25 protein-coding genes are annotated in these 23,256 nt (G+C 69.4%); 13 read left to right on the top strand and 12 right to left on the bottom strand.

Annotation, left to right across the window (positions count from 1 at the left end; translation table 11 throughout):
• Positions 1–194 precede the first annotated feature (194 nt).
• Entirely contained in the window at positions 195–1,214 is a 1,020-nt protein-coding gene (locus AB5L97_RS18575; RefSeq protein ID WP_369045802.1) for a patatin-like phospholipase family protein, read from the top strand.
• An 85-nt stretch (positions 1,215–1,299) separates the two neighbouring features.
• Here the strand turns inward: AB5L97_RS18575 and AB5L97_RS18570 are convergent, their stop codons facing one another.
• The 4 genes from AB5L97_RS18570 to AB5L97_RS18555 form a co-directional block, all read right to left on the bottom strand.
• On the bottom strand, positions 1,300–1,866 hold the full coding sequence (locus AB5L97_RS18570; RefSeq protein WP_369045801.1) for a hypothetical protein: 567 nt from the start codon (positions 1,864–1,866) through the stop codon (positions 1,300–1,302).
• 62 nt (positions 1,867–1,928) lie between these two features.
• The gene (locus AB5L97_RS18565; RefSeq protein ID WP_369045800.1) at positions 1,929–2,819 is read right to left on the bottom strand and encodes an alpha/beta hydrolase; all 891 of its coding nucleotides are present in this window, start codon (positions 2,817–2,819) and stop codon (positions 1,929–1,931) included.
• Between the two features lie 23 nt (positions 2,820–2,842).
• Positions 2,843–3,274: an SRPBCC family protein gene (locus tag AB5L97_RS18560; protein ID WP_369045799.1), complete on the bottom strand. Its 432-nt coding sequence runs from the start codon at positions 3,272–3,274 to the stop codon at positions 2,843–2,845.
• Positions 3,275–3,292: 18 nt separating this feature from the next.
• On the bottom strand, positions 3,293–3,775 hold the full coding sequence (locus tag AB5L97_RS18555; protein WP_369045798.1) for an SRPBCC family protein: 483 nt from the start codon (positions 3,773–3,775) through the stop codon (positions 3,293–3,295).
• 301 nt (positions 3,776–4,076) lie between these two features.
• Here AB5L97_RS18555 and AB5L97_RS18550 point away from each other — a divergent pair, with 301 nt between their 5' ends.
• The 5 genes from AB5L97_RS18550 to AB5L97_RS18530 all read left to right on the top strand — a co-directional run bounded on the left by AB5L97_RS18550 (position 4,077) and on the right by AB5L97_RS18530 (position 8,510).
• Complete coding sequence (locus AB5L97_RS18550; protein ID WP_369045797.1) at positions 4,077–4,943, top strand: alpha/beta fold hydrolase; 867 nt, start codon at positions 4,077–4,079, stop codon at positions 4,941–4,943.
• Positions 4,940–6,172, top strand: coding sequence for a thiolase family protein (locus AB5L97_RS18545; RefSeq protein ID WP_369045796.1), 1,233 nt, complete (start codon positions 4,940–4,942; stop codon positions 6,170–6,172). The genes AB5L97_RS18550 and AB5L97_RS18545 overlap by 4 nt, the downstream gene beginning before the upstream one ends.
• Before the next feature lie 22 nt (positions 6,173–6,194).
• Positions 6,195–6,863, top strand: a complete 669-nt coding sequence (locus tag AB5L97_RS18540; protein WP_307956249.1) for a 3-oxoacid CoA-transferase subunit A — start codon at positions 6,195–6,197, stop codon at positions 6,861–6,863.
• Between the two features lie 4 nt (positions 6,864–6,867).
• A complete protein-coding gene (locus AB5L97_RS18535) occupies positions 6,868–7,566 on the top strand; it encodes a 3-oxoacid CoA-transferase subunit B (RefSeq protein ID WP_369045795.1) in 699 nt (232 codons plus the stop codon).
• 167 nt (positions 7,567–7,733) lie between these two features.
• Positions 7,734–8,510: an IclR family transcriptional regulator domain-containing protein gene (locus AB5L97_RS18530; RefSeq protein ID WP_369047475.1), complete on the top strand. Its 777-nt coding sequence runs from the start codon at positions 7,734–7,736 to the stop codon at positions 8,508–8,510.
• A gap of 45 nt (positions 8,511–8,555) precedes the next feature.
• Here AB5L97_RS18530 and AB5L97_RS18525 read toward each other — a convergent pair whose 3' ends face one another.
• The 3 genes from AB5L97_RS18525 to AB5L97_RS18515 all read right to left on the bottom strand — a co-directional run bounded on the left by AB5L97_RS18525 (position 8,556) and on the right by AB5L97_RS18515 (position 11,112).
• The gene (locus tag AB5L97_RS18525; protein WP_369045794.1) at positions 8,556–9,260 is read right to left on the bottom strand and encodes an ABC transporter ATP-binding protein; all 705 of its coding nucleotides are present in this window, start codon (positions 9,258–9,260) and stop codon (positions 8,556–8,558) included.
• Positions 9,257–10,399, bottom strand: coding sequence for an ABC transporter permease (locus tag AB5L97_RS18520; RefSeq protein WP_369045793.1), 1,143 nt, complete (start codon positions 10,397–10,399; stop codon positions 9,257–9,259). Before AB5L97_RS18520 ends, AB5L97_RS18525 begins: the two co-directional genes overlap by 4 nt.
• 137 nt (positions 10,400–10,536) lie before the next feature.
• Positions 10,537–11,112: a TetR/AcrR family transcriptional regulator gene (locus tag AB5L97_RS18515; protein ID WP_369045792.1), complete on the bottom strand. Its 576-nt coding sequence runs from the start codon at positions 11,110–11,112 to the stop codon at positions 10,537–10,539.
• A gap of 96 nt (positions 11,113–11,208) precedes the next feature.
• On the opposite strand from AB5L97_RS18515, the gene AB5L97_RS18510 reads away from it, so the two are divergent.
• The 5 genes from AB5L97_RS18510 (at position 11,209) to AB5L97_RS18490 (ending at position 15,825) form a co-directional block, all read left to right on the top strand.
• Entirely contained in the window at positions 11,209–12,666 is a 1,458-nt protein-coding gene (locus AB5L97_RS18510; protein ID WP_369045791.1) for a benzaldehyde dehydrogenase, read from the top strand.
• 89 nt (positions 12,667–12,755) lie between these two features.
• Entirely contained in the window at positions 12,756–12,932 is a 177-nt protein-coding gene (locus AB5L97_RS18505; RefSeq protein ID WP_307956243.1) for a hypothetical protein, read from the top strand.
• A complete protein-coding gene (locus AB5L97_RS18500) occupies positions 12,929–13,645 on the top strand; it encodes a cytochrome b N-terminal domain-containing protein (RefSeq protein ID WP_369045790.1) in 717 nt (238 codons plus the stop codon). Before AB5L97_RS18505 ends, AB5L97_RS18500 begins: the two co-directional genes overlap by 4 nt.
• The gene (locus AB5L97_RS18495) at positions 13,642–14,601 is read left to right on the top strand and encodes a hypothetical protein (protein WP_307956241.1); all 960 of its coding nucleotides are present in this window, start codon (positions 13,642–13,644) and stop codon (positions 14,599–14,601) included. The genes AB5L97_RS18500 and AB5L97_RS18495 overlap by 4 nt, the downstream gene beginning before the upstream one ends.
• A gap of 87 nt (positions 14,602–14,688) precedes the next feature.
• Positions 14,689–15,825, top strand: coding sequence for a DUF2637 domain-containing protein (locus AB5L97_RS18490; protein ID WP_369045789.1), 1,137 nt, complete (start codon positions 14,689–14,691; stop codon positions 15,823–15,825).
• Positions 15,826–15,983: 158 nt separating this feature from the next.
• On the opposite strand, the gene ilvD is transcribed toward AB5L97_RS18490, so the two are convergent.
• Positions 15,984–17,867 (bottom strand): dihydroxy-acid dehydratase, encoded by a 1,884-nt coding sequence (ilvD, locus tag AB5L97_RS18485; protein WP_369045788.1) that lies wholly within the window; start codon positions 17,865–17,867, stop codon positions 15,984–15,986.
• A 76-nt stretch (positions 17,868–17,943) separates the two neighbouring features.
• Here ilvD and AB5L97_RS18480 point away from each other — a divergent pair, with 76 nt between their 5' ends.
• Complete coding sequence (locus tag AB5L97_RS18480) at positions 17,944–18,831, top strand: helix-turn-helix transcriptional regulator (protein ID WP_369045787.1); 888 nt, start codon at positions 17,944–17,946, stop codon at positions 18,829–18,831.
• Here AB5L97_RS18480 and AB5L97_RS18475 read toward each other — a convergent pair.
• Both AB5L97_RS18475 and AB5L97_RS18470 read right to left on the bottom strand, forming a co-directional pair.
• Positions 18,803–19,507, bottom strand: coding sequence for a LuxR C-terminal-related transcriptional regulator (locus AB5L97_RS18475; RefSeq protein ID WP_369045786.1), 705 nt, complete (start codon positions 19,505–19,507; stop codon positions 18,803–18,805). The two genes, AB5L97_RS18480 and AB5L97_RS18475, sit on opposite strands and share 29 nt — an antisense overlap.
• Before the next feature lie 282 nt (positions 19,508–19,789).
• A complete protein-coding gene (locus tag AB5L97_RS18470) occupies positions 19,790–20,536 on the bottom strand; it encodes a sigma-70 family RNA polymerase sigma factor (RefSeq protein WP_307956236.1) in 747 nt (248 codons plus the stop codon).
• A 172-nt stretch (positions 20,537–20,708) separates the two neighbouring features.
• Here AB5L97_RS18470 and AB5L97_RS18465 point away from each other — a divergent pair, with 172 nt between their 5' ends.
• Positions 20,709–21,347: a TetR/AcrR family transcriptional regulator gene (locus AB5L97_RS18465; protein ID WP_307956235.1), complete on the top strand. Its 639-nt coding sequence runs from the start codon at positions 20,709–20,711 to the stop codon at positions 21,345–21,347.
• A gap of 99 nt (positions 21,348–21,446) precedes the next feature.
• On the opposite strand, the gene AB5L97_RS18460 is transcribed toward AB5L97_RS18465, so the two are convergent.
• Positions 21,447–22,109, bottom strand: a complete 663-nt coding sequence (locus AB5L97_RS18460; RefSeq protein ID WP_369045785.1) for a response regulator — start codon at positions 22,107–22,109, stop codon at positions 21,447–21,449.
• Positions 22,106–23,254, bottom strand: a complete 1,149-nt coding sequence (locus tag AB5L97_RS18455; protein ID WP_369045784.1) for a sensor histidine kinase — start codon at positions 23,252–23,254, stop codon at positions 22,106–22,108. Before AB5L97_RS18455 ends, AB5L97_RS18460 begins: the two co-directional genes overlap by 4 nt.
• Positions 23,255–23,256 lie beyond the last annotated feature (2 nt).

The following is a 23,256-nucleotide window of genomic DNA, read 5'->3' as shown; positions in this document are numbered from 1 at the left end:
CCTTGCCCGTCGCCCCGGCGGTTGCGCACCGCGCCGGCTGCGTGCGATCATTCCCGTGATCGTGACCTATCGGCAGGAGGTGAGACCCATGTACGCAGTATCCACAGTGGGCGCTCCCCTGCAGTCCACGATCGCGCGACTGACGTAGTCGCCACAGGGAGCGCCAAATACGCATTTCGCGAAAGGCGACTCCCATGGACGCAACACCTTCTTCTACTCCGCGCATCAGCCCACCGGCGACTCCCGGCGGCCCTGCGATGGCGCGCGCAGACCGGCCCGGCAACGGGCCGATACCGGACCAGCACGCTGATGCCATCAGCTCGCCGGAGAATTCACACCAGCGGGCCTTGGTCCTCGCCGGCGGCGGAGCGGCAGGCAATGCGTGGCAACTCGGCCTCATCGCCGGTCTGGCCGAAGCCGGCGTCGATCTCACCGAGGCCGATCTCATGATCGGGACGTCGTCCGGGTCGACGGTGGCTGCCCAGATCACGAGCGGGACGCGGCCGGCCGAACTGTATGCCGCGATCCTCGCCGCGGGGCCCCAGCCACGTGCCGGCAGCGCCGGATTCGACAAGGGGCGCGCTCCGGCTCCGTCGGGGCCGAACTACATGGAGTGGTCCCAGGCAATCATCGGCTCGGCAGAGGATGCGCCCGACATGCGCCGCCGGATGGGCGCCGCGGCGCTCGAGCTGGATGCTTCCGACGGGACTGGCAGCGCGCGCTGGCGCGACGTCGTCGCGGCCCGGCTTCCCAGCCAGCACTGGCCGCGGAAGCAGGTGCTGATCGTGGCGGTCGATGCGCAGACGGGGGAGCCAGCGGTGTTCGACCGCCACAGCGGAATCGCCCTGGTCGACGCCGTCGCCGCCAGCACCTCGCCGATGACGCCCTACCGCGTCGGCCAGAACCGCTACCTCGACGGCGGATACCGCCGGAACGACAACGCCGATCTGGCGGCCGGATACGGTCGGGTGCTGGTCCTGTCACCGTTCAGCGGCGGGTCGCGCCACCCGCACGAGTGGGGCATGGATCTCGCAACCCAGGTCGCCGAACTTCGCGCGGCGGGCAGCAGGGTCGAGTCCGTCTTTCCTGACGGCGGCGCTGGCGACGTGTTCAACGCGAAGGCGTTGGATCCGTCAACGCGTCTGCAGGCGGCGCGGGGAGGCTACGACCAAGGCCGAGCCCTCGCCGGGCGGATCGCCGAATTCTGGTGGTGACGCGCGACGCCCGTCGGGCGGAAGGCCGATAACGGCGCGTCCTCATGCCCCGGACGGCCCGGGCGTCACGTGACGGCTGGGGCGGTCAGTGGTCCGCCGCGTACTCCACGGCCGCGGCGGGCCACGCCGGGACGGGCTTGATGCGCAGGACGATGACCGCCCGCCCGATGATGAGCGCGCTCAGCCCGATTCCTGCGATATGGGTGGGGTGTCCCGCGATCCCGGATGTGATGACCTCGGCGAGGGTCAGCACCAGTCCGATCGAGCCCACCACGATTGCAGTCACGAGGGGCGCCCGCGCGGTGCTCCGCCGCTGCACGATGTTCCATGTCCCGACCGCCGCGTACCCGAGCGCCATGAGGCAGTAGGCTCCGATGATTGCGAGGGCGACGGCCAGCGAGCCGGGCGCCACGGTGCCCCCTCGGCCTTGGATTGAACCGACTGCGCGCATGACGCCTGCGATGTTCAGGTAGGCGTAGTACCCGGCGAGCAGGGCGAGGATCGCCGCCGAGCAGCCCAGGACGAGCCGCCAGCGCTCGGACTTTCCAGCGTCCTCGGGCCGGAGCTGCATCGCCACAGGGTGCTGCGGCAACGGGTAGTGCGCCGACGGGTAGGTAGGCGGCACGGGGATGAACGGCGGCTCGTGGGACATGCGGCGGGCTCCTCTGCGGCAGGCGGGAGCCACTGCGCCCCCCAATGGCGTGGAGGCTACGTTCAGATACTGGGAAGTTGCTGGGAGTCAAGGAGCTCGCCCACGAGCCGTCGGCACAGGCGGTACGCCTCGTGGGCGGGGTCGATGATGGCGACGTGGTCGCCGGTGGTCTCGTGCAGCAGCGCAGGGTCGCCGGCAGCGCGGGCCTCGGCGACGTAGCCCGCGGACAGCGCGAACGGGACGGCGTCGTCGTTGGGGGAGTGCACGGCGTGGACCGGCACGCCGATGGGCAGCGCCCGCTGCGGGTCTGCGAGGGCGAAGGCCCGCGCGAGCTCGGGCGAGTCTGCTGACGATCCGCCCATGAGATTCCGCGCGGCATGGTTGCTCAGCCCCAGCTCGTCTGCCGCTGCGAGGCTCAGCACCCCCGCCTGGCTCACGACGCCGCGCAACGGCACCCGGGGCCGCCCGCCTTTCGCGGGGGCGCCCGGCGCGTCAGGTGGGAGCCGGTGGCGTCCGGCGGCCCACACCGCCAGATGGCCTCCCGCCGAATGGCCCAGACCGACCACCTGCCCCGCCGCGACGAGCCGCCCGAGGCGCGCGGCGTCGTCATCCGTGAGCGCACCCAGGCCCGCGATATCGTCGAGGCGGTCGATCCCGGCGGCGACGTCGTGGAACGTGGTCGGCCACCCGCCGCCGCCCGCCGTGCGGGTACCGTCTGGCAGGTCAGACTTGGCGCGCCGGTACTCGAGGTTCCACGCCGCGAAGCCGTGCGCGGCGAGATCCTCGGCGACCGGCGCGCCGAGGTCAGCGGTGTACCGGTCGCGCCAGTACCCGCCGTGGATCACGACGACGACGCCGCGCCACGCGCCGTCGTGCGCGGCGGGGGACGGCAGGTACAAGTCGCCCCACTGATCGGGATGCGGGCCGTAGGGGATGCGGACGGGTTGGCTCACGCCGCGACTCTACCGGCCCGACTCTATTGGCCCGACTCCAGCTTCGCCTTGACCTTCTCGAACACCGGGCCGTGGGATGCCGCGGTCGCCCGCGCCAGGAGCAGTTCGAGGGGCCAGAGCCGCCACAGGCCGCCGGATCGGTTCTCCATCGTGAGCCTTGTACCGGACCCCTCCGGCTCGAACTCGTACGTCCACGTCCCTTCGAGGGACAGCGAACTGCGGTCGGTGATACGCCGGTTGGGGACGAACTCGGTGTACACGTTGAAGCCGTGGAGGCGAATGCCTGCGAGGTTCGCGATCCACGTGTAGTGGGTCCCGAGGCCCTCCGGGGTGCAGTGCGTGTCGCCGAAGCTCACGCCCGACGCCGCGACGTCCCGCCAGGTGCGCGGGTCCCGGAAGGCGTCGAACACCTTCTCGACCGGGGCCTCGATGTGGAGCGACTGGCGATACGGCATGGGCTCATCTGCGCACGGCTACTGGGCCGCGGCGGATTCCTTCTCGACCTCGGTCTTGATGTGCTCGAGCCAGCCGTTGACCGTGTGGGCCCAGCCCTTCTCGGCAACCGTGTTCATCATTACCTCTTCGATCCACGTGATGTCCGTGTTCTCGAAGTGCACGTTCAGCCGCGTTCCCTCGCCTTCGGGCACGAAGTTCCAGGTCCAGCCGACGTGCTGCTTGAGGTCCCTGTTGAGCAGCTTGAGATGTGAGTTGATGACGATCTGCTGGTCGGGGACGAAGGTGACGAACTCGTGGGTGACGTACTCCGTGACCGGCATGGTCTGGTTCCAGACGTGCGCCACCGTCCCGACGCCCTCAGGGGTCACGGTCGCATCGTCGACGTGGATCTTGGGGTGGCCGGCGAACATGTTGCGTGGGTCGCGGCAGTGCTCGAAGACCGCGTGGACCGGTGCGCTGATGTCGATCGTGTACGTGTGCTTGTACTCGTGCTCGGACATGTGTGCCTCCTGGGGTGGGTGCCTGTCCTTCCATGGTCGAGAGGTGCGGGGGCGGAGGGGAGTGCCGTTGGTCCCGGCGGCTCCGCGCGCTCCCGGCACCGATCCTTCGGTCCCTCGGGCTGGGTCATCAGGCCGAGCTCTGTCTCGCCTGTCATGTGTTCGTATGTCGAACTCTTGTGCAATATGCGAACATCGGGTTATCGTGAAGGTGTCGTCTCGACCGTTGCGTGGTCAGCTCTGCGGGGTCTGAACCCTGCGGAGGGCTGGGCAACTGGGAAGAGCAAGAGGAAAGGACCTGTAGGTGAGCGTGCCCAAGATCAAGGCCGTGCGGCTGAGTCCGCGCGAGCAGCTCGGACAGAAGGAGCTCGTGGTACTCGGGCCTTCCCTCGGGACGTCGACGGTGATGTGGCAAGACGCCGCGCAGCTTTTCGCGGGCGACTACGACGTCTTCGGTTGGGACCTCCCCGGCCATGGTGTCTCCCCGGCCGCCGCAACGGATGCCGAGTTCAGCGTGGGCGAGCTGGCAGACGCAGTCGTGGAGCTCGTCGACTCCATCGAGCCGGGCGTCCGCTTCCACTACGCGGGCGATTCAGTGGGCGGTGCGACCGGGGCCGAGCTGGCTCTCCGCCACCCCGAACGACTCCTGAGCCTCGCCATGGTCTGTTCGTCGCCGCGCTTCAACGGCGCCGAGGCCTACGCCGAACGCGCCGACGCCGTTGCCGAGCAGGGCACCGAGATCCGCCTCGAGCCCTCCGCCGAGATCTGGTTCGCCCCCGGCTTCCTGGGAGAGCACCCCACCGAGTCCTCACGGCTCCTGGACAGCCTGCGGGACGCAGACCGCTTCGGCTACGCCGCCGTCTGCCGCGCCATCGCTGCCTACGACGTCCGGGACCGGTTCGCCGAGATTTCGGTCCCATTCCTCGCCGTCGCGGGACAGTTCGACTCCGTCTGCCCCCTCTCCGAGGCGGAGTGGATGGCCGACCAGGCTCAGCACGGCGTCGCCGTCGAGGTCCCCAACGTCGGGCACATCGCCCCGACCGAGAATCCGGCCCTGGTCGCCAGCCTGCTCCGGGCGCACTTCATGGCCGCAAGCGGGTTGATCGAACTCGCGCAGGAGACCATCGACGCCCTCGTTGACAGCCACAACACCAAGGACAGCAACTCATGACCGACGCTTTCGTCTACGACGCGATCCGCACCCCCTTCGGCAAATTCGGCAAGGGCCTCGCAAGCGTCCGCCCCGATGACCTCGCGGCACACATGGTCCGCAGTGTCGTGGACCGAGCCCCGGGCCTGACGCCCGATGCGCTCGAAGCCGGCGCACTCGACGAAGTGATCTTCGGCAACGCCAACGGTGCAGGCGAGGAGAACCGCAACGTCGCCCGGATGGCCACGCTTCTCGCGGGCCTTCCCGTCTCCATCCCCGGCACCACGGTGAACCGCCTGTGCGGCTCGTCCCTCGACGCCGCGATGATCGCCTCGCGCCAGATCCAGGTGGGCGACGCCGACGTCATGCTGGTGGGCGGTGTGGAGTCGATGTCCCGCGCGCCGTGGGTCCTGCCGAAGACGGACAAGCCCTACCCGGCCGGGGACTTGGCGCTCGCCTCGACCACGCTCGGCTGGCGCCTCGTGAACCCGGAGATGCCGTCCGAGTGGACCGTGTCCCTCGGCGAGGCCACCGAGCAGCTGCGCGAGCGCTTCGCGATCGGCCGCGACCGTCAGGATGAGTTCGCCGCCCGCTCGCACACCCTTTCCGACAAGGCCTGGAACGAGGGCTTCTACGACGATCTCGTCGCCGCCGTCCCCGGAACCGATGTGACGCGTGACGAGGGCATCCGGGCGGGGTCCTCCGCGGAGTCCCTCGGCGGCCTCAAGACCGCGTTCCGCAAGGACAACGGCGACCGCTCGGGTACGACGACCGGCGGCACCGTCACCGCAGGCAACGCCTCCCCGCTCTCCGACGGTGCCTCCGCGGTCCTGCTCGGCTCCGAAGCCGCCGCGGGGACGCTCGGACTGGCTCCCATCGCACGCATCGCGGGCCGCGGCGCTGCGGCCAACGAGCCACAGTACTTCGGCTTCGCACCCGTCGAGGCCGCGAACCGGGCCCTCGCGAAGGCCGGCATCGGCTGGGACCAGGTGGGCGCCGTCGAGCTCAACGAGGCCTTCGCCGCGCAGTCCCTCGCCTGCGTGGACGCGTGGAAGATCGACCCCGAGATCGTCAACCAGCACGGCGGCGCGATCGCGATGGGGCACCCGCTCGGCGCGTCCGGCGGCCGCATCCTCGGCACGCTCGCCCGCTCGCTTCAGCGCAGCGGAGAGCGGTGGGGTGTAGCCGCGATCTGCATCGGTGTGGGCCAGGGGCTCGCCGTGGTGCTCGAGAACGTCAACGCGAAATAGGCCGAGAGGAAAGGGTCCATCGGTGGCACACACGCTGGAATTCAAGGACACCGTCGCGCAGGCCGTGGCGGGCATCGAGGACGGCTCGACCGTCATGATCGGAGGCTTCGGCAACGCCGGGCAGCCGTTCGAGCTCATCGACGCGCTGCTCGAGTGCGGCGCGACGGGCCTCACGGTGGTCAACAACAACGCCGGGCAGGCGGATGAGGGCCTCGCACTCCTGATCAAGGAGGGCCGCGTGGCGAAGATGATCTGCTCGTTCCCGCGCCAGAGCGACTCATGGCATTTCGACGAGAAGTACCGCGCAGGCCAGATCGAGCTCGAGCTCGTGCCGCAGGGCAACCTCGCCGAGCGGATCCGGGCCGCGGGCGCCGGCATCGGCGGATTCTTCACGCCGACCGGCTACGGAACCATGCTGGCCGAGGGCAAGGAGACGCGCTTCCTCGACGGCACATGGCAGGTCTTCGAGACCGCTATCCACGCCGACGTCGCGCTCATCAAGGCGCTTCGGGCCGATGGCAAGGGAAACCTTGTCTACCGCAAGACAGCGCGCAACTTCGGCCCGATCATGGCCGCCGCAGCCAAGCAGACTATCGTCCAGGTCTCCGAGATCGTCCCCGTGGGCGGACTCGACCCCGAGAACGTCGTGACCCCGGGAATCTACGTCAACACGATCGTGAAGGTGGGCTGAACGGATGAGCGAGCAGACTGTGCCGGGCGTCATCGAGGACAACACCGTCCCCCAGACGAGCGAGGCACCCCTCAACCGTGAGGAGATGGCCCGGCTCGTCGCGAAGGACATCGAGCCGGGATCATTCGTGAACCTCGGCATCGGCCAGCCGACCAACGTGTCGAACTACCTGACCGAGGAACAGGGCATCACGCTCCACACCGAGAACGGCATGCTCGGCATGGGGCCGGTGGCCGTGGGCGATGAAATCGACCAGGACCTCATCAACGCCGGCAAGATCCCCGTGACCGAGCTGCCGGGCGCGAGCTACTTCCACCACGCCGACTCGTTCGCGATCATGCGCGGCGGCCACCTCGATGTGTGCGTGCTCGGCGCGTTCCAGGTGTCCGCCACCGGCGATCTGGCGAACTGGCACACCGGCGCCCCGGACGCGATCCCCGCAGTCGGCGGCGCGATGGACCTCGCGACGGGTGCCAAGGACGTGTATGTCATGATGAACCTCACCGCGAAGGATGGGACCGCCAAGCTCGTCCCCGAGCTGACCTACCCGGTCACCGGCGTGGGCTGCGTGACGCGCGTGTACACCGAGAAGGCCGTCTTCCTCATCTCGCCCGACGGCGTGCGCGTGCGGGAGACGTTCGGCGTGGCGTTCGAGGAACTCGAGGCCCTCATGGACGTCCCGCTGCTCCCGGCTGCGGGCTGAACGGAACGGACGATGGCAGAGCGGAGTGCTGGTGGTTGGTCGGAGTGACGGTGGTTGAGCGGCGATCGGTGCGGGATGCGGAGCCGAGTCCGGATCCAGAAGCTGAGTCGGAACCGGGCGCCGTCGACTACGTCCACCCGCCGGTCCCCACCGCGAGCGACCAATTCGTGCAATCGCTCGCGCGGGGACTCGCCGTCGTGCGCTCGTTCGACGCCGAGCACCAGGAGATGACCCTCTCAGAAGTGGCGGCGCGAACCTCCCTCACACGTGCGACGGCGCGGCGCTTCCTCCACACGCTCGTCGAGCTCGGGTATGCCCGCACGGATGGAAGGGTCTTTGCCCTGACCCCTCTCGTCCTCCAGCTCGGGTACGCGTACCTCTCCGGCCTGCCGCTCCCCGAGCTCGCCCAGCCGATCCTCGAGGAGCTCTCGCACCGGCACGGGGAGTCGACGTCCCTAGCGGTTCTTGACGGTGCGGACATCGTCTACCTCACGAGGATCCACACGCGGCGCATCATCTCCGTGGGCATCTCGCCGGGAACCCGGTTCCCCGCGCACGCGACCTCGATGGGGCGCGTCCTGCTCGCAGCGCTGGCGCCCGGGGAGCTGGACGCCTATTTCGCCCATGCAGACCTCGCGCCGCTGACCCCGCGCACGCTCACCTCTCGCAAGGCGATCGAGGCGGAGCTCGCGCGGATCCGCGAGGCGGGGTACGCCGTCGTCGACCAGGAGCTTGAGGTGGGCCTTCAATCGGTGGCCGTCCCGGTGCTCGGTGCAGGCGGCCGGACAGTCGCGGCGATCAACATGGCGCTGTCCGCGCGGCTCGACGATCCGGCCTCTTCCGCGGAGAACCGGCGTGACGCGGAGGTAGCGCGCCTCGTGCCCGAGCTGCAGGCCGCGGCGGCTTCCATTGCGGAGGCCGCCCGCGCGGTGGGGGCCGACTGAGGAGGGCGCGGACCCGACGGCGCAGGCTCGCCGACCTCAGGCGCGTCAGGCCGGCACGCCGACCTCGGCAAGGCGCCCGTCGGACATCTCCAGCACCCGGTCGCATTGGGTGAGGACATCCCGGTCGTGCGTCACCATGACGACGGCGGCGCCCGACTCACGGGCCTGGTCCGCGAGGAGCGACACGACCTCGTAGCTGCGGCGGCGGTCGAGGGCGGCCGTCGGCTCGTCGACAAGGAGCAGGCTCGGTCGGTTGACCAGCGCCCGCGCGATCCCAACGCGCTGGCGCTCGCCGCCGCTGAGGCGCCCAGGGCGGTGGCTCGCCCTCTGGGACATGCTCACAGCCTCCAGCAGGCTCTTCGGGTCCACGGTCCGGTTGCCCGCGAGCCGTCCCGCGAGACGGAGCTGGTCGGCGGCAGTGAGTGCGGGGATCAGGTTCGCGGACTGGAAGACGAAGCCGATATTCGCGAGCCGGAATCGGGCCGCCGCGCCCTTCCCGAGGCCGACGACGTCCGTCCCGTGGACACGCACGACGCCGGAGGTCGGCTTCGCTAGAAGGCCCGCCACCGCCAGGAGCGAGGACTTGCCCGAACCGGACGGCCCGACGATCGCGGTGAACTCGCCCGCCTCGACCCGGAGGCTGACCGAGTCGAGGACGCGGACCCTGCCGTCGCCGTCGCCGAGCTCCAACACGAGGTCCGACATCTCGAGGGCGGGCACGGGCATGTCTGATGCGGGGATCGAGGTCATCGGTTTCCTCCGAGGGCAGTGATGGGATCGACGCGCGTGATGCGCAGGACGGCGACGGCCGCGCCAAGAAGACCGAGCACCACAGTGAGAGCGGTGGCAAGGGCAATGGGAGCCGCCTCGAGCGCAAAGGGCACGGCGTCGGGGATCATGGCTCCGAACCCGACGCCGATGGCGACTCCTATCGCCGTGAAACCGAGCAGGAGGATCGCGCCTTGGGCGAGGCCGTCCCTCAGCAGGTACCCGCCCGAGGCGCCCATGGCGCGCAGCACGGCGATTTCCTGGGTGCGCTGGATGGTCCAGACGGTGAAGAAGGCGCCGACCACGAGCGCGCAGATGGCGTACAGGAAGACCTGGATCATGCTCAGTGTCAGGGTCTCTGCCTCGTAGCCGGGGGAGGCGTTGAATGCCTGGGCCTTGGTCATCGTCATCGTGCCCGCGCCTGCGTCGAGGGCCGCGTAGTCGGGGGACCGTCCGGGTGCCGCCTCGAGCGCCACGACGCTCGAGTACGGGTAGCCGGCCGCGTCCACCTGGGCCTGGGTGGGCGCACCCGCCGCGGCCGTGTTGGAGGCGAGCAGCCGCCACGTGCCGATCGGGAGGTACGCGACGTCGACGTGGCCGAAGGTGGCCTGGCCCCTAGTGAACCCGGCCACCGTCAGCTTGGTCCCTATTCGGTCCAGGGCCACGACGTCGCCGACTGTGACGCCTTTCGCCTTGAGGGTGGACGAGACGACGATCCCATCGGGGGCACCGAGACTGTGTCCCTCGGCGATGGCCGGGGCCAGGAACCCGGCAGGCTCGACGCCGAAGAGGGTCAGATCGACCTGACGGCCGGAGGACGTCGTGCCGTTGACGATGCTCACGCCCATGGGCTCGGCATGCTCGATCCCGGGGGCATCCTTCCATGCCTGAAGCTGCCTGCCGTCCACGAGGGAACGGCTGAACGCGTTGTCCTTGATCGTGCCCTTGTCGAAGGCGAATGCGGTGGCGCTGAGGGACTTGAGTCCGGAGACGCCATCGTTGACGAGGCCGGAGGAGAGGCCGGAGAGCAGGACCACGAGCACGGCGATCAGTGAGATCACGGCGCCCATGAGGGTGAACCGGCCGCGGGCGAACCTGAGTTCGCGCAGAGCAAGGAACATGTCACTTCCTAGGGGGATTTTTCCGACTACCTGTCGGAATCATTCCGACAGTATGTCAGCTAGTTGCCGACATCGGCAAAAAGAGAGAGCAGGCTCCGGATTGGATGCGATGGGAGAGGCGGGAGAAGCAGCCGCTGTCAGGCGGGCAGGCCGTGGGTCAGGAGCTGGAAGGCGGCTTCGGCCACCGTCCTGTGGTCCGCCCCGTGCTCGACGAGCTGCACCCCGGCGCCGAGCACACCCTGCGCGAGGTGCATCCACAGCGCGGCATCCGAGTGCCCGAGCTCGGCGAGCGTCTCCGCGAGAGGCCGGAACAGCGCGGCATGCAGGGCTCCGATGCCCTCGTGGCGCTTCGGCGTCAGCTCGGCCTCCCGCAATGACGTTGCGAGGCCGTGCCTTCCGTCGGCCGTCATGCGCAGCGTCGCCTCGACAAAGGTGCGAAGGCGGTCGAGTCCCGGGGCCGACTTGGCGAGCTCGGCGGAGATCTCGTCGTTCCAGCGGTCGAAGGCCTGGAGGGCAACAGCCACGAGGAGATCGTCCTTCGAGGGGAAGTAGTCGTAGAAGCTTGAGCGGGCAAGGCCAGCCCGCTCGGTCACGGTGCGCGGGCTCACCATCGTGAGACCCCCCTCGAGCAGGACCGCCTCGGCCGCCCGGATCAGCGCCGCACGCTGGGCGCCGCGGTGCTCGGCGACGGTCGGGGCGGAGATCTTCGGCATCGGACCATTATCTGCCCACGCTAGAGCCGCCTCCGTTCGGCTTGCAGCGCACCGGGCTTAGGCTGGTCGAAAGACAGTGACAGGGAGGTCACCGGAATGGCATTTCTCGACGCCGCACTGTGGGGCGGCAAGGTCAATATCGGCGGGTGGACCGAGGCCGGTGGTGGCGCCTTCGACGCCGTCGAGCCGGCTACCGGAGCGACCCTCGGTTCCGTGGGGCTCGCCAACCGCGACGATGTATACCGCGCGGCGTCGCTGGCCGCGAAGTCCCAGCTCGACTGGGCGGCCACGAAGCCCGAAGAGCGCGCCGCCGTCCTGCGTCGCGCGGGCCAGCTGTGGGAGGAGCATGCCGCCGAGGTCCAGCACTGGCTCACCCGCGAGGCCGGCAGCATCCCTGCCAAGGCCCAGATCGAGACCCACGTCGCCGCGAACGAGTGCTATGAGGCGGCAGCCCTGCCGTCGCACCCGCACGGGGAGGTCCTGAGCTCGGACGAGGAAAGGTGGTCCTTCGCGCGGAGGCGGCCGGCCGGCGTCGTGAGCGTGATCGCGCCGTTCAACTTCCCGCTGGTCCTCTCGATCCGCTCGGTGGCGCCCGCGCTTGCGCTCGGCAACGCGGTCCTGCTCAAGCCGGATCCCCGCACCGCCGTCTGCGGCGGCGTGACGCTCATGCGCATCTTCGAGGAGGCCGGGCTGCCAGCCGGTGTGCTCTCGCTCCTGCCCGGCGGCGCCGAGACAGGGGCCGCCGTGGTCGAGGCGCCTGAAGTGCGGGTTGTCTCGTTCACGGGCTCCACCGCGGCGGGCCGCAAGGTGGGCGAGTCTGCCGCGCGTCTGCTGAAGCGCGCACACCTCGAGCTTGGTGGCAACAGCGCGCTCATCGTGCTGCCGGGGGCGGACCTCGCGAAGGCCGCGTCCGCCGGCGCTTTCGGCTCGTTCTTGCACCAGGGCCAGATCTGCATGGCGACGGGTCGGCATTTCGTCCACGACTCGCTGTACGACGACTACGTCGCAGAGCTGTCTGCGAAGGCCGAGAACCTGCCGGTCGGCGATCCCGCTACCTCTGACGTGGCCCTCGGGCCGATCATCGACGAGGCCCAGCGCGACAAGATCGACAGCCTCGTCCAGGACGCCGTTGCGCGCGGCGGACGCCTCACGGCCGGCGGCAGCTACGAGGCGCTGTTCTACCGGCCCACGGTGCTGGCGGACCTTGAGCTGGACAACCCCGCTTTCGCCGTCGAGATCTTCGGCCCGGTTGCCCCGGTCACGAGGTTCTCCAGCGTCGACGAGGTCGTTGAGATGGTCAACGCGAGCGAGTACGGGCTGTCTGTCGGTATCCTCGGCGACGTCGGCACGGCCATGAAGATCGCCGACCGCGTCCATTCGGGCAAGGTCCACATCAACGAGCAGACCGTCTCCGACGAGGCCAACGCCCCGTTCGGCGGTGTGGGTGCGTCCGGGACAGGCTCGAGATTCGGCGGCGCGACGTCGAACATCGACGCGTTCACGGAGATCCAGTGGCTCACCATGCGACCCGAGATCGCGCCGTATCCGTTCTGAGACGCGCATCACCTGAGTGACAGCTGAGACTTTGGGCGAGGGGCCCTAAGCCCCTATCTGGGCGTCGGCGCCGGGCGGACCGTGGTGCCGTGGACACGACACTGAATGCGTTGACCGCAGCGGCCCGTCTCGGCGCCGACGGCATCTATCTCGGGTGGGGATCCTTCACAGTGCAGCTGGGGAACCTCATCGTCATCATCGTGATGATCCTGCTGTTCGTCGCCGCGCTGTTCCTGCCCTTCCCCGGGGGAAGGGGACGGCGGTGAGCGGCACACCAGCGGACTCCCAGAGCGCGCCTCCCGGAGGGCACATCGTCAACTGGACCGGCAGGTTCAGGCAGTGGGGGGTGCGCACGCTTCCCCCTGACAAGCTCCTTCCGGAGACCCAGCCCAGCTACGTGGCGTCGTGGATCTACGTGTTCGGGATGGGAGCCATCGCGGCGCTCCTGTACGTGATCGTCTCGGGCGTGATCCTCGGGCTCAACGGCCCGGCCTGGTACCACGTGTCCGCGACCGGCCACTTCATCAACAGCACCCACCTGTGGGGTGTGGAGCTGTTCTTCATGTTCATGGTCATCCACCTGTGGGGGAAGTTCTGGATGGCGTCGTGGCGCGGAGGACGCGCGCTGACATGGATCACGGGCGTCATCTCGTTCGTGGTCTCGATCGTGACCGCTTTCACGGGCTACCTCCTCCAGACCAATTTCGACTCCCAGTGGATCGCCTTCCAGGCCAAGGACGCCCTCAACTCGGTGGGGGTGGGCGCGTGGTTCAACGTCGCGAACCTCGGGCAGATCCTCATGTGGCACATCGTGCTGCTGCCGCTCGCGGTGGGGGCCGTCGTCGTGCTGCACGTCCTCCTCGTCCGCGTGCACGGCGTCGTCCCGCCGCTCGAGGCGTCGGAGACGGACGCCCAGCTTCGTCCGAGTGGGTCCGCAGCACCGAGTGGGTCCGCAGCACAGGGAGGCAACCCCTCATGAGCATCAAGGAACGCAGCCGGACGCCGCATGAACACCGGGGCGCAAGGGACCTCGACCGACGGCCATGGACGGGGGCCGTCCGCGAGTACGACCTCGTCAAGGAGCTCGTGTACGCGTGCGTCGTCGTGGGAGTGCTCACCGTGGGACTCGCCGCCGTCGTCGGTTCTCCCGACGACGCCCCGGTGACGCTCAAGCAGTGGGCGACCACCGCGCCGTCGGACTTCGTGGCGACGGCGACCGCCGAGCTCGGCGGGACGAGCGGCACCGCCCAGTACGGGCCCCCCTACAACTCGACTCCGGGGGCGAGCCAGACGCTCGGGCCAATCGATCTGCAGAGCCTCTCCGGTGCCCGCCTGCCGGTCGACACCGCCCAGGACCTCGTCCTCGGGCCGCTCGCCACGCTGCCGCAGCAGCCGGCAGAGATCGCGGCGTGGAACACCGCTACGGACCAGCAGCGCACCGACTGGAGCAGCGCCTACTCAGACGCCCTCTCGAAGGCCCCGGACAACGACCCCGCCAAGGTCGCGTCGGGCGATTACGGGCCCGTGCCGGCGCTGGATTCGGCGCTGCTCGGGATGGCCCAGTCCGGTTCGCTGGACCGCGTGCTCGACGGCGGGACGCTCGCGGGCTTGGACCACACACGGACCGAGTTGCTGCTCGGCGACGGAACGTACTTCAAGGGCCTGGCGGACGCACAGCACCTCACGGGTGACCAGTGGGGCATGATGAACGAGACCGGCAACTACCCCGGCCAGTCCTGGCTGTGGCTGTTCTCGTTCTGGTACCAGATCCCGCCGTTCAACGGGCTCTCCAACGCGGACCTCGTGATCAGCGGAATCATGGTTGTCCTGACGCTCGCCCTCATGCTCGTCCCCTTCATCCCGGGGGTCCGGTCACTGCCCCGGCTCATCCCGATCCATCGGCTGATTTGGAGGGACTACTACCGGCGGAGGTGAGGGTGCGGACGCCGTCGTGGATATCGTCATCTGACGGTATCCACGGCATGGTAGAAAACTAGGGTGAACCCCCAGAATCTCCAACGTGTGAAGCATAAGCCTATCTCGCGACCTATCGTTGCCACCGGCATCGCATCGACGGTCGTCATCGGCTCAGGCGCCTTCGTCCTGAGCTTCTCAGCCCTTACCGACCTCGCCGTCCGCGCGGGCATCAACCCCGAGATCGGGTGGATGTGGCCGCTCATCGTGGACGGCATGATCGTCGCCGCGACGGTTGCCATCGTTGCCCTCGCCGGCCGCGAGGGCAAGGAGCAGTTCTACCCGTGGATCCTGCTGTTCTTCGGCGCCGTGGTCTCGACCGCAGCCAACTCGATCCACGCGATCCTCGCCGTCAAGGCGTCGAACGGCAATGTGCCGATCGCCGTCTCCGCCCTCGTGGCGGCCATGCCTCCGGTGGTGCTCCTCGCGATCACGCACCTCACCGTGCTGCTGGTGCAGTACGCGCGCAACTCCGCCGAGATCCAGGCTGCGCTCGCGGCGGCCGAGGAGATGGAGCGCGCTGCGAGCGCGGCTGACGCGGTGCCCGCTCCCGCCCCGGCGGCCGACGCCCCGGTGGCTCCCGCACTGACGGCAAACGCGGCGGCCGGCGGTGTGGACGTGGTCGAGACGGTGCTTGCCGAGACGGTGCTTGCCGATTCGGTGCGCGCCGAGACCGCGGCCGCCGACGCTTCACCTGCCGCGCCCGTGGTGAAGCCTGCAGCCCGCTCGTCGCGCAGGACCGGCGACACGGGCCAGATCGCCGCCGTTTCCGCCGCCGATGCGTCTGCGGAGAAGCCCAAGGCAGCTCCGAAGCGCAAGCCCCGCAAGACCACCACGGCCACCCAGCCGGTGGTCCCTGCGGCCCCGGTGGCAAAGCCCGCAGCGGCCCGCACGGCACCGAAGGCCCCGGTCTCCGCGCGCCAGCTCATGCCGGAGCTCGGGACGGTCACCGCCGTCAACCCGATCCTGCGCGGGTCCGTGGCGGCGGACGTGAAGCCCGCCGCGGAAGGGGAGTCCAAGACCGCATCGGCTTCCAGCGCCGGAGCGGCCGCGACGCCCGCCGTTGCATCCACCTCCACCGTTGCATCCGCGCCAGCCGCGTCAGCCGCGACGCCTGCTCCGGAAGCCGCCCCAGAGGTCGCCGCCGAGGAAGCTGCGAAGGAACTCGTCTCGTCTCCGGCCTGACAGCCTCCGAGCGGGGCATATCGACACAAATCAGGCGCCCTCACCCCGAATCCGGGAGTGGGGGCGCCTGACCTGTGTCGATAGCCGATATGCCCTTAGGGCGCCGAAGGTACTTTCGAGGCGGTTCAGGCCCTCAGCACTCTTACCAGGCGCAGCGGTTACGCAATCGGCTGCGGGGACGTGATCCGCGTGAGGGAGTCGACGTCGCGCACGGCGCCCTTGTCCGCCGAGGTGGCCATGGCGGCGTAGGCGCGCAGGGCCGCGGAGACCCGGCGCTCGCGGTTCGCGGGGTGGTACCCGGTGGTGGCCTCGAGCCGCTCGCGGCGGGCGTCGAGCTCGGACTGGTCCACCACGAGATCCATCGAGCGGTTCGGGATGTCGATGCGGATGAGGTCGCCGTCCTGCACGAGGGCGATCGTGCCGCCGGAGGCCGCCTCGGGGGAGATGTGCCCGATCGAGAGGCCCGAGGTACCGCCGGAGAAGCGCCCGTCCGTGATGAGCGCGCACTTCTTGCCCAGGCCACGGCCCTTGAGGAACGAGGTCGGGTAGAGCATCTCCTGCATGCCCGGGCCGCCCTTCGGCCCCTCGTACCGGATGACGACGACGTCGCCCTCCTTGACGGTCTTGTTCAGGATCTTCTCGACGGCCTCGTCCTGTGACTCGCACACGACCGCAGGGCCCTCGAACGTCCAGATCGACTCGTCGACGCCGGCCGTCTTGACCACGGCTCCGTCCACCGCGACGTTGCCGCGCAGCACCGCGAGGCCGCCGTCCTTCGAGTACGCGTGCTCGACGGCGCGGATGCAGCCGCCCGCGGAATCCGTGTCGAGGGAGGTCCACTCGTTCGACTGCGAGGACGCGGTCGAGGAGCGCTGGCCGCCCGGTGCCGCGTGCCAGAGCTGCTCGGCATGCTCGGTGGCCTTGCCACCGCGGATGTCCCACGCGTCGAGCCACGAGGTCAGGTCGTCGGAGTGCACCGAATGCACGTTGGTGTGCAGGAGGCCGCCGCGGTTGAGCTCACCCAGGAGCGCGGGGATGCCGCCGGCGCGGTGCACGTCCTCCATGTAGTAGGTCTTGTTTCCGGCGACATTCGGGGCCACCTTCGCAAGGCACGGGACCTTGCGGGACTTCGCGTCGATCTCGGCCAGGCCGTACTCGACGCCGGCTTCCTGCGCGGCCGCGAGCAGATGCAGGATCGTGTTGGTCGAGCCGCCCATGGCGATGTCGAGGGCCATCGCGTTGTCGAAGGCCTCGGCGGTAGCGATCGAGCGCGGGAGGACGGAGTCGTCGTCGTGCTCGTAGTAGCGCGCGGCGAGTTCGACGGCGGTCGCCCCGGCCCGCTCGTAGAGCGCCTTGCGCGCGGTGTGGGTCGCGAGGACCGAGCCGTTGCCCGGGAGGGAGAGGCCAATCGCCTCGGTGAGGCAGTTCATCGAATTGGCGGTGAACATGCCCGAGCACGAGCCGCACGTGGGGCAGGCGTTCTGCTCGATGAGGTCGATGTCCGCGTCGGAGATCGACTCGTCGACGGCGTCGGAGATCGCGTTGACGAGGTCGAGCGAGCGGACCGAGCCGTCCGTGAGTGTCACGCGGCCGGCCTCCATGGGGCCGCCGGAGACGAAGACCGTGGGGATGTTCAGGCGCAGGGCGGCCAGGAGCATGCCGGGGGTGATCTTGTCGCAGTTCGAGATGCACACGAGGGCGTCAGCGCAGTGCGCGTTGACCATGTACTCGACCGAGTCGGCGATGAGGTCGCGGGAGGGCAGCGAGTAGAGCATGCCGCCGTGGCCCATGGCGATGCCGTCGTCGACGGCGATCGTGTTGAACTCGCGGGCGATCGCGCCGGCCGCGTGGATCGCCTCGGAGACGATGCGGCCCACCGGGGCGAGGTGGGTGTGGCCGGGGACGAACTCGGTGAACGAGTTGGCGACGGCGATGATCGGCTTGCCGATGTCCGAGTTGGCCACGCCGGAGGCGCGCATCAGTGCGCGAGCTCCGGCCATATTGCGGCCATGGGTGACGGTGCGGGAACGAAGAGCTGGCATTGAACGAGAATTTCACGCGCGCGCGGTGTCCGCCAGTCTCCGTCAATACTAGTAGTGAGAGTGCTAGCGTTGGAGCGTGGCTGACGGACGGGGTGTGGACCGGCACGAGGACAGGGGCCCGATCGAGGCCCCGCGCAGGGAACTCGGCGCCTTCCTGCGCAAAAAGCGCGAGCGGGCCGTCCGCGCGGACTACGGCCTCCCTCCCGTGGGCCGCGGACGCACCGAGGGACTGCGTCGCGAGGAGATCGCGTTCCTTTCCGGCGTCTCGGTGACCTGGTACACGTGGCTCGAGCAGGGTCGTGACATCAACCCGTCCCGGCAGGTGCTCGACGCCGTCGCCGTGAATCTGCGCCTCACCGCGCCCGAGCACGACTACATCCTGGGCCTGAGCGGCTTCGCTCCCGCGCCCCGGGCCTTCGCGGCGGTCCCCGAGCCCGTCCCGGACCACGTTCAGCACCTGCTGGACGCCCTGGACCCGGCCCCGGCGTTCGCTGTGACCTCGACGTGGGACATCGGCGCGTGGAACCGCGGGTACGAGGCTCTGTTCCCGGGCATCGCCACCGTGCCGGCGAAGGACCGCAACCTCCTGCGCCTCACGTTCACGGACCCCTACGTGCGGGGCATGCTGCCCGATTGGGAGATCACGGTCCGCAGCTTCCTGGCCGACTACCGCGCCGAGGCCGGCTCGCACGCAGACCGCGACGCGCACGTCGAGCTCATCACACGACTCCGCCAGGATTCCGCGGACTTCGCGCGGGCCTGGGACGATCACGAGGTCCGGCGCTTCGCCTCGCGGGCCCGGACCTTCCTGCACCCCGTCGCGGGGCGGCTCGACTTCGAGCAGCACCAGCTCGTCCCCTCTGACGCACCGACCCTGCACGTCGTCGCGTACCTCCCGGCGCCCGGATCGGACACGGGTGCGCGCATGGCGGAACTCATTGGCCGGCAGGCTGCGATCCGTTAGGGGGGCGGGGCCGGGGGCTGGGGTTCTGGCCGATGACGTGTAGCGCTGCCTGAGTACGGTGCTTCATGCCGAGCTTGGTCAGGATGGACGAGACATAGTTCTTCGCGGTCTTCTCGGCCAGGCCGAGCTCAAGGGCGATCTGCCGGTTGGTCAGCCCGGTCCCCACCAGCTCCAGGACCCGGCGCTCCTGCCGCGTGAGGGTGTCCATGAGTGGATCGTCCGAGTGCTGTGAAGTGAAGCGTGATCTGGTCCGGGCTTCGGCGTCGGGGTCGAAGATGGCCTCGCCGGCAGCGGCGCGGCGCACCACGTCGATGAGCCGGTCAACGGAGATGTCCTTGGCGAAGTACCCCGCGGCTCCGGCCATCACGGCCTCGAAGAGCGCCTGCTCGTCGTGGGCGTGGTTGAGAATGATGCACTGGATCCGCGGGTCTGCCGACCGCACGGCCCGGCAGACCTCGATGCCGTTCCCGTCTGTGAGCTTCTCGCCGAGCACCGCGACGTCCGGGGCAAGGTGGGGGATGAGCACCTCGGCCTCGCGCGCCGAGCCCGACTCTCCGACCACGGTCATCCCGGCCCGCTCGAGCAGGCTCCTCATCCCGTAGCGGGCCACCTCATGGGGATCCAGAACGAAGACGCGTATAGACTGATCCAGACCCACCGAGTCGTTGTGCGTCATGCTGAACTCTTCCCCCGTTGCCCGGGGCCTAACCAGAAAACTCAGTTTCCGGTGCCATCCCCCCCCGATTGCTGGGGTCGACGCTACGCCCCCGCCGCGCTAGGGGAGAAGGTGCCGCGCACCCGGTTCAGGCGTCAAGCCGCGCACGACGGCGATTGGTCGCCTCGGGTGCGTGGCCGAAGAGTCGCCCGATGTCTGCGAGTCCGTCCTCCTCCGCCCCCCGGTATCGGCTGCCCTGCTCACTAGGGACCAGCCTTTCGGGACGGAGCGCTAGGACTCGGACTAGGCGGCGAGGCGCCGCCGCATGCGGTCGAGAAGGCGCCGCAGGAGCCGCGAGACCTGCATCTGGCTCACGCCCAGCTCCGCGGCGATCTCGCTCTGGCTCAGCTCGTCGACGAACCGCAGCTTCACAAGCCGGCGCTCGTAGGCGCTCAGCCCCTCAAGGGCCGTGGACACGAGCTCGTGCTGCTCAACGCGCTCGAACCCCTCCTCGATGTTAGAGAGGACGAAGGTGCGGCCCTCGTCGTCGGGCGTGTCCAGCGGGTCGATCGCGACGGCGGACATGGCGGCTCCCACGCTGCGGGCCTCGGCCACCTTCTCGGCGGAGGCGCCCGTCGCCTCGCAGAGCTCCTCGACATTCGGCTCCCGCCCCAGATCCTGCGCGAGGCGTCCGCCCGCGGCCCTCACCCCGAGGCGCAGTTCCTGTACCGAGCGGGGTGGGCGCACCACCCACGACTGGTCCCTGAGGTAGTGCTTGATCGTTCCCGCGATCGTGGGCGCGGCGTACTGCGCGAATCCATGGCCGCTGCCCTCCCGGTACTGGCGGGCCGCCTTGACGAGGCCGAGCCTCGCGACCTGACGGATGTCGTCGAAGTCGTGCCCCGGAACGCGATGGCGGTTGGCCAGGGCGTCCGCCAGCCCCAAGTACTCGAGCACAAGCTCGCCCGCCTCGTCTGCACGTCTCCTCTTCGTGTGGGCGGCTTCCCGTCCTCCGTCAAGAACCTTCAGATCTACCTTTGACTCACTCACAGCGACCTCCTTTGTGTGGCCGCTGACGCGGCGCCGGTGTCGTGGCCTTCGTTGGGGCGAAGCTGCCCCTCGTGATTGCTTTACTCTGCGGTAACGAGACAGACCTGTCTGTCCCGCCTTTAAGGTTATACAAGTAGACAGACCTGTCTGTCTAGAGTGCTATGCTTGACGGATGAACGGCCGAATGGACGACTGGGCGCCGGGGGGGACGCGCCCTTCAGCGCGGGAACGGATCCTGAAGACCTCGTATGAGCTCTTCGCGAGACGGGGCGTGCGCGACGTGGGGATCGATGAGATCATCGCGCGGTCAGGTGTCGCCAAGGCCACGTTCTACCGGCATTTCCCCTCGAAGGAAGCGCTCGTCCTCGCCTACATGGACCGCTGGTACATCACGCGCCATGAGGCGATCGAAGATGCGATCGAGCACAGCCACTCGCCGGACGACGCCCTCCTGGCCGCCTTCACCGTGCTCGACGAGTGGTTCCGGCGCGGCGCCGCAGAGGTGAATACCTTCCTCCACGTGATGATCGAGTTCGGCCCGGACCACCCGCTCGGGCGCGCAGCCATGGCGCACCTCGCCTCGATCCGCGAGAGGCTCGCGGCCCTCGCCGAGGCAGCGGGACTCGACGATCCCGAAGGCTTCGCCTGGTCATTCCACATCCTCACCAAGGGCGCGATGGTCGCCTCGATCGAAGGGGATCTGAGGGCCGCGGCGCGCGCGCGCAACCTCGCCCGCGTGCTCATCGACCTCCATCGGCCGGACCGCCCTGAATCCCCGCTCCCTCGGACCGGGCTGCCCGCGATGCAGTGAACCCGCCACGCGAGGCGTGGCAACGACCGCTAGAGCCCTCGCCGAAGATGAGGCACGCCGGGCCGCCGTCCCCGAGGTCCGTCTCTACAGCAGCCAGGTTCAAGACCCCGCCCGCACCAGACCGCATTCATAGGCCAGGACCACCGCCTGCACCCGGTCCCGCACCCCGAGTTTGGCGAGCACGCGGGTCACATGCGTCTTCACGGTTGCCTCGGAGAGGACCAGTGCGGCCGCAATCTCCGCATTTGAGCTGCCGTGGGCCATGTGGACAAGGACTTCGCGCTCCCGTCCGGTGAGGACGGCCGCGGCGTTCGGGACCGTTCCGGGCGCCGGGCGGCTCACGAACTCTTCGACGAGCCGCCGCGTGATGGCCGGGGCGAGCATGGTGTCGCCTGCGGCAACGGTCCGCACCGCGTGCGCGAGGTCGTCCGGCCGCACGTCCTTGAGCATGAACCCGCTCGCGCCAGCCCGGATCGCCTCGTAGACGTAGGCGTCGAGGTCGAACGTCGTGAGCATCAGGACCTTTGCCCGGCCGCCTGCCGTGAGGCGGCGGGTGGCCTCCACTCCGTCCATGACGGGCATCCGCACGTCCATCAGCACGACATCTGGATCGGCCTCCCGGCACACCGACAGCGCCTCCTTACCGTCCGCGGCCTCGCCGACCACAACGAAGTCCCGCTCCTCCGCGAGGATCAGGGCGAATCCTCGCCGAACCAACGTCTGGTCGTCGACCACGACGATGCGGAGCTCGGGAGACGTCACCTTGCCTCCCCGAGCGGGAGGTGAGCCACCAGGCTGAACCCGCCACCCGCCGTCGTGCTCGCGGAGAGGCGGCCACCGTGTCCGGCCACGCGCTCGCGCATCCCGGCGATGCCGTGGCCGCCGGGGACCCCAGCGGCGGAGCGTGCAGGGCCGGCGTCGTGGACCTCGGCCACGAGCCCGCCGTCGTGTTCGCTGAGGCGGACGAGTGCACCGGGCGACGCCGAGTGCTTGAGCACGTTCGTCAGCCCCTCCTGGACCACCCGGTAGGCGGTGAGCTGGACGCCCGCGGGCAGGTCTGCGGCGAGCACGGGCGCCGCGTACTCGACCTGGAGGCCCGCCTCGCGGAAGTTCGCCACGAGACGCTCCACCTCGGCGAGCCCAGACTGTGGTTCGCGGGCCCACGACGGCGAGTGGTCGCCGTCGTGGTCGGCCCTCAGCACGCCGAGCATCCGGCGCAGCTCCGCGAGCGCATCTCGGGCGGTGTCCTGCACGGCCCGGATGGAGTCGGTGGCATCTCGGCCCCCGCGGTGCAGGGTGCGCTCGGCGGCCGTGGCCTGGACGAGCATGACCGTGACGGAGTGGGCGACGATGTCATGGATGTCGCGCGCGATCCGGAGTCGCTCCTGCGCCACGGCGCTGGCTGCAAGTTCCTCCCGGCTGTGTTCGAGCTCTGCGGTCGCGGCGCGCAGACTCTCGATGAGCAGGCGTCTGCTCCTGAGCACGCGGGCCATGCCCCATGACCCGCCGATGACGATGGCGAGCCACGCGTAATCCCGTGCGTCTGGCACGCTCGGCACCGCCACCGCGGCGAACATGATGCCAAGACCCGCGAGTGCCCAGCGCAGCTCGAGCGCATACCCCACCGCGTACACCACCACGAGGCATGCGAGGACCTCCGCCAGGAAGTTGGCGTGGCGCAGGCCAGCGCCAGCGGACAGCAGAACCGTGCCTGCCGTCAGGGCCACCGCCGCCCACAGCCACCTTCTGAACAGGAGCATCGATAGTGCAAACGCGGCGGCCACGGCCGCAGTCCCCCACAGCCGCGGCCCCGAATCCTCGGCGAAGGCCTGGCCGATCCCGGCGGCGAGGACAACTGCAGCCAGCAGCCAGCCGAGCTGTCCCGGATTCCGCGCGATGGCGCCCATAG

This window comes from Sinomonas sp. P10A9, from assembly GCF_041022165.1.
In the GTDB taxonomy this organism is placed as follows: Bacteria; Actinomycetota; Actinomycetes; order Actinomycetales; family Micrococcaceae; genus Sinomonas; species Sinomonas puerhi.
Note: the sequence above shows the minus strand (reverse complement) of the source record. Positions and strands in the feature narration are given on the sequence as shown.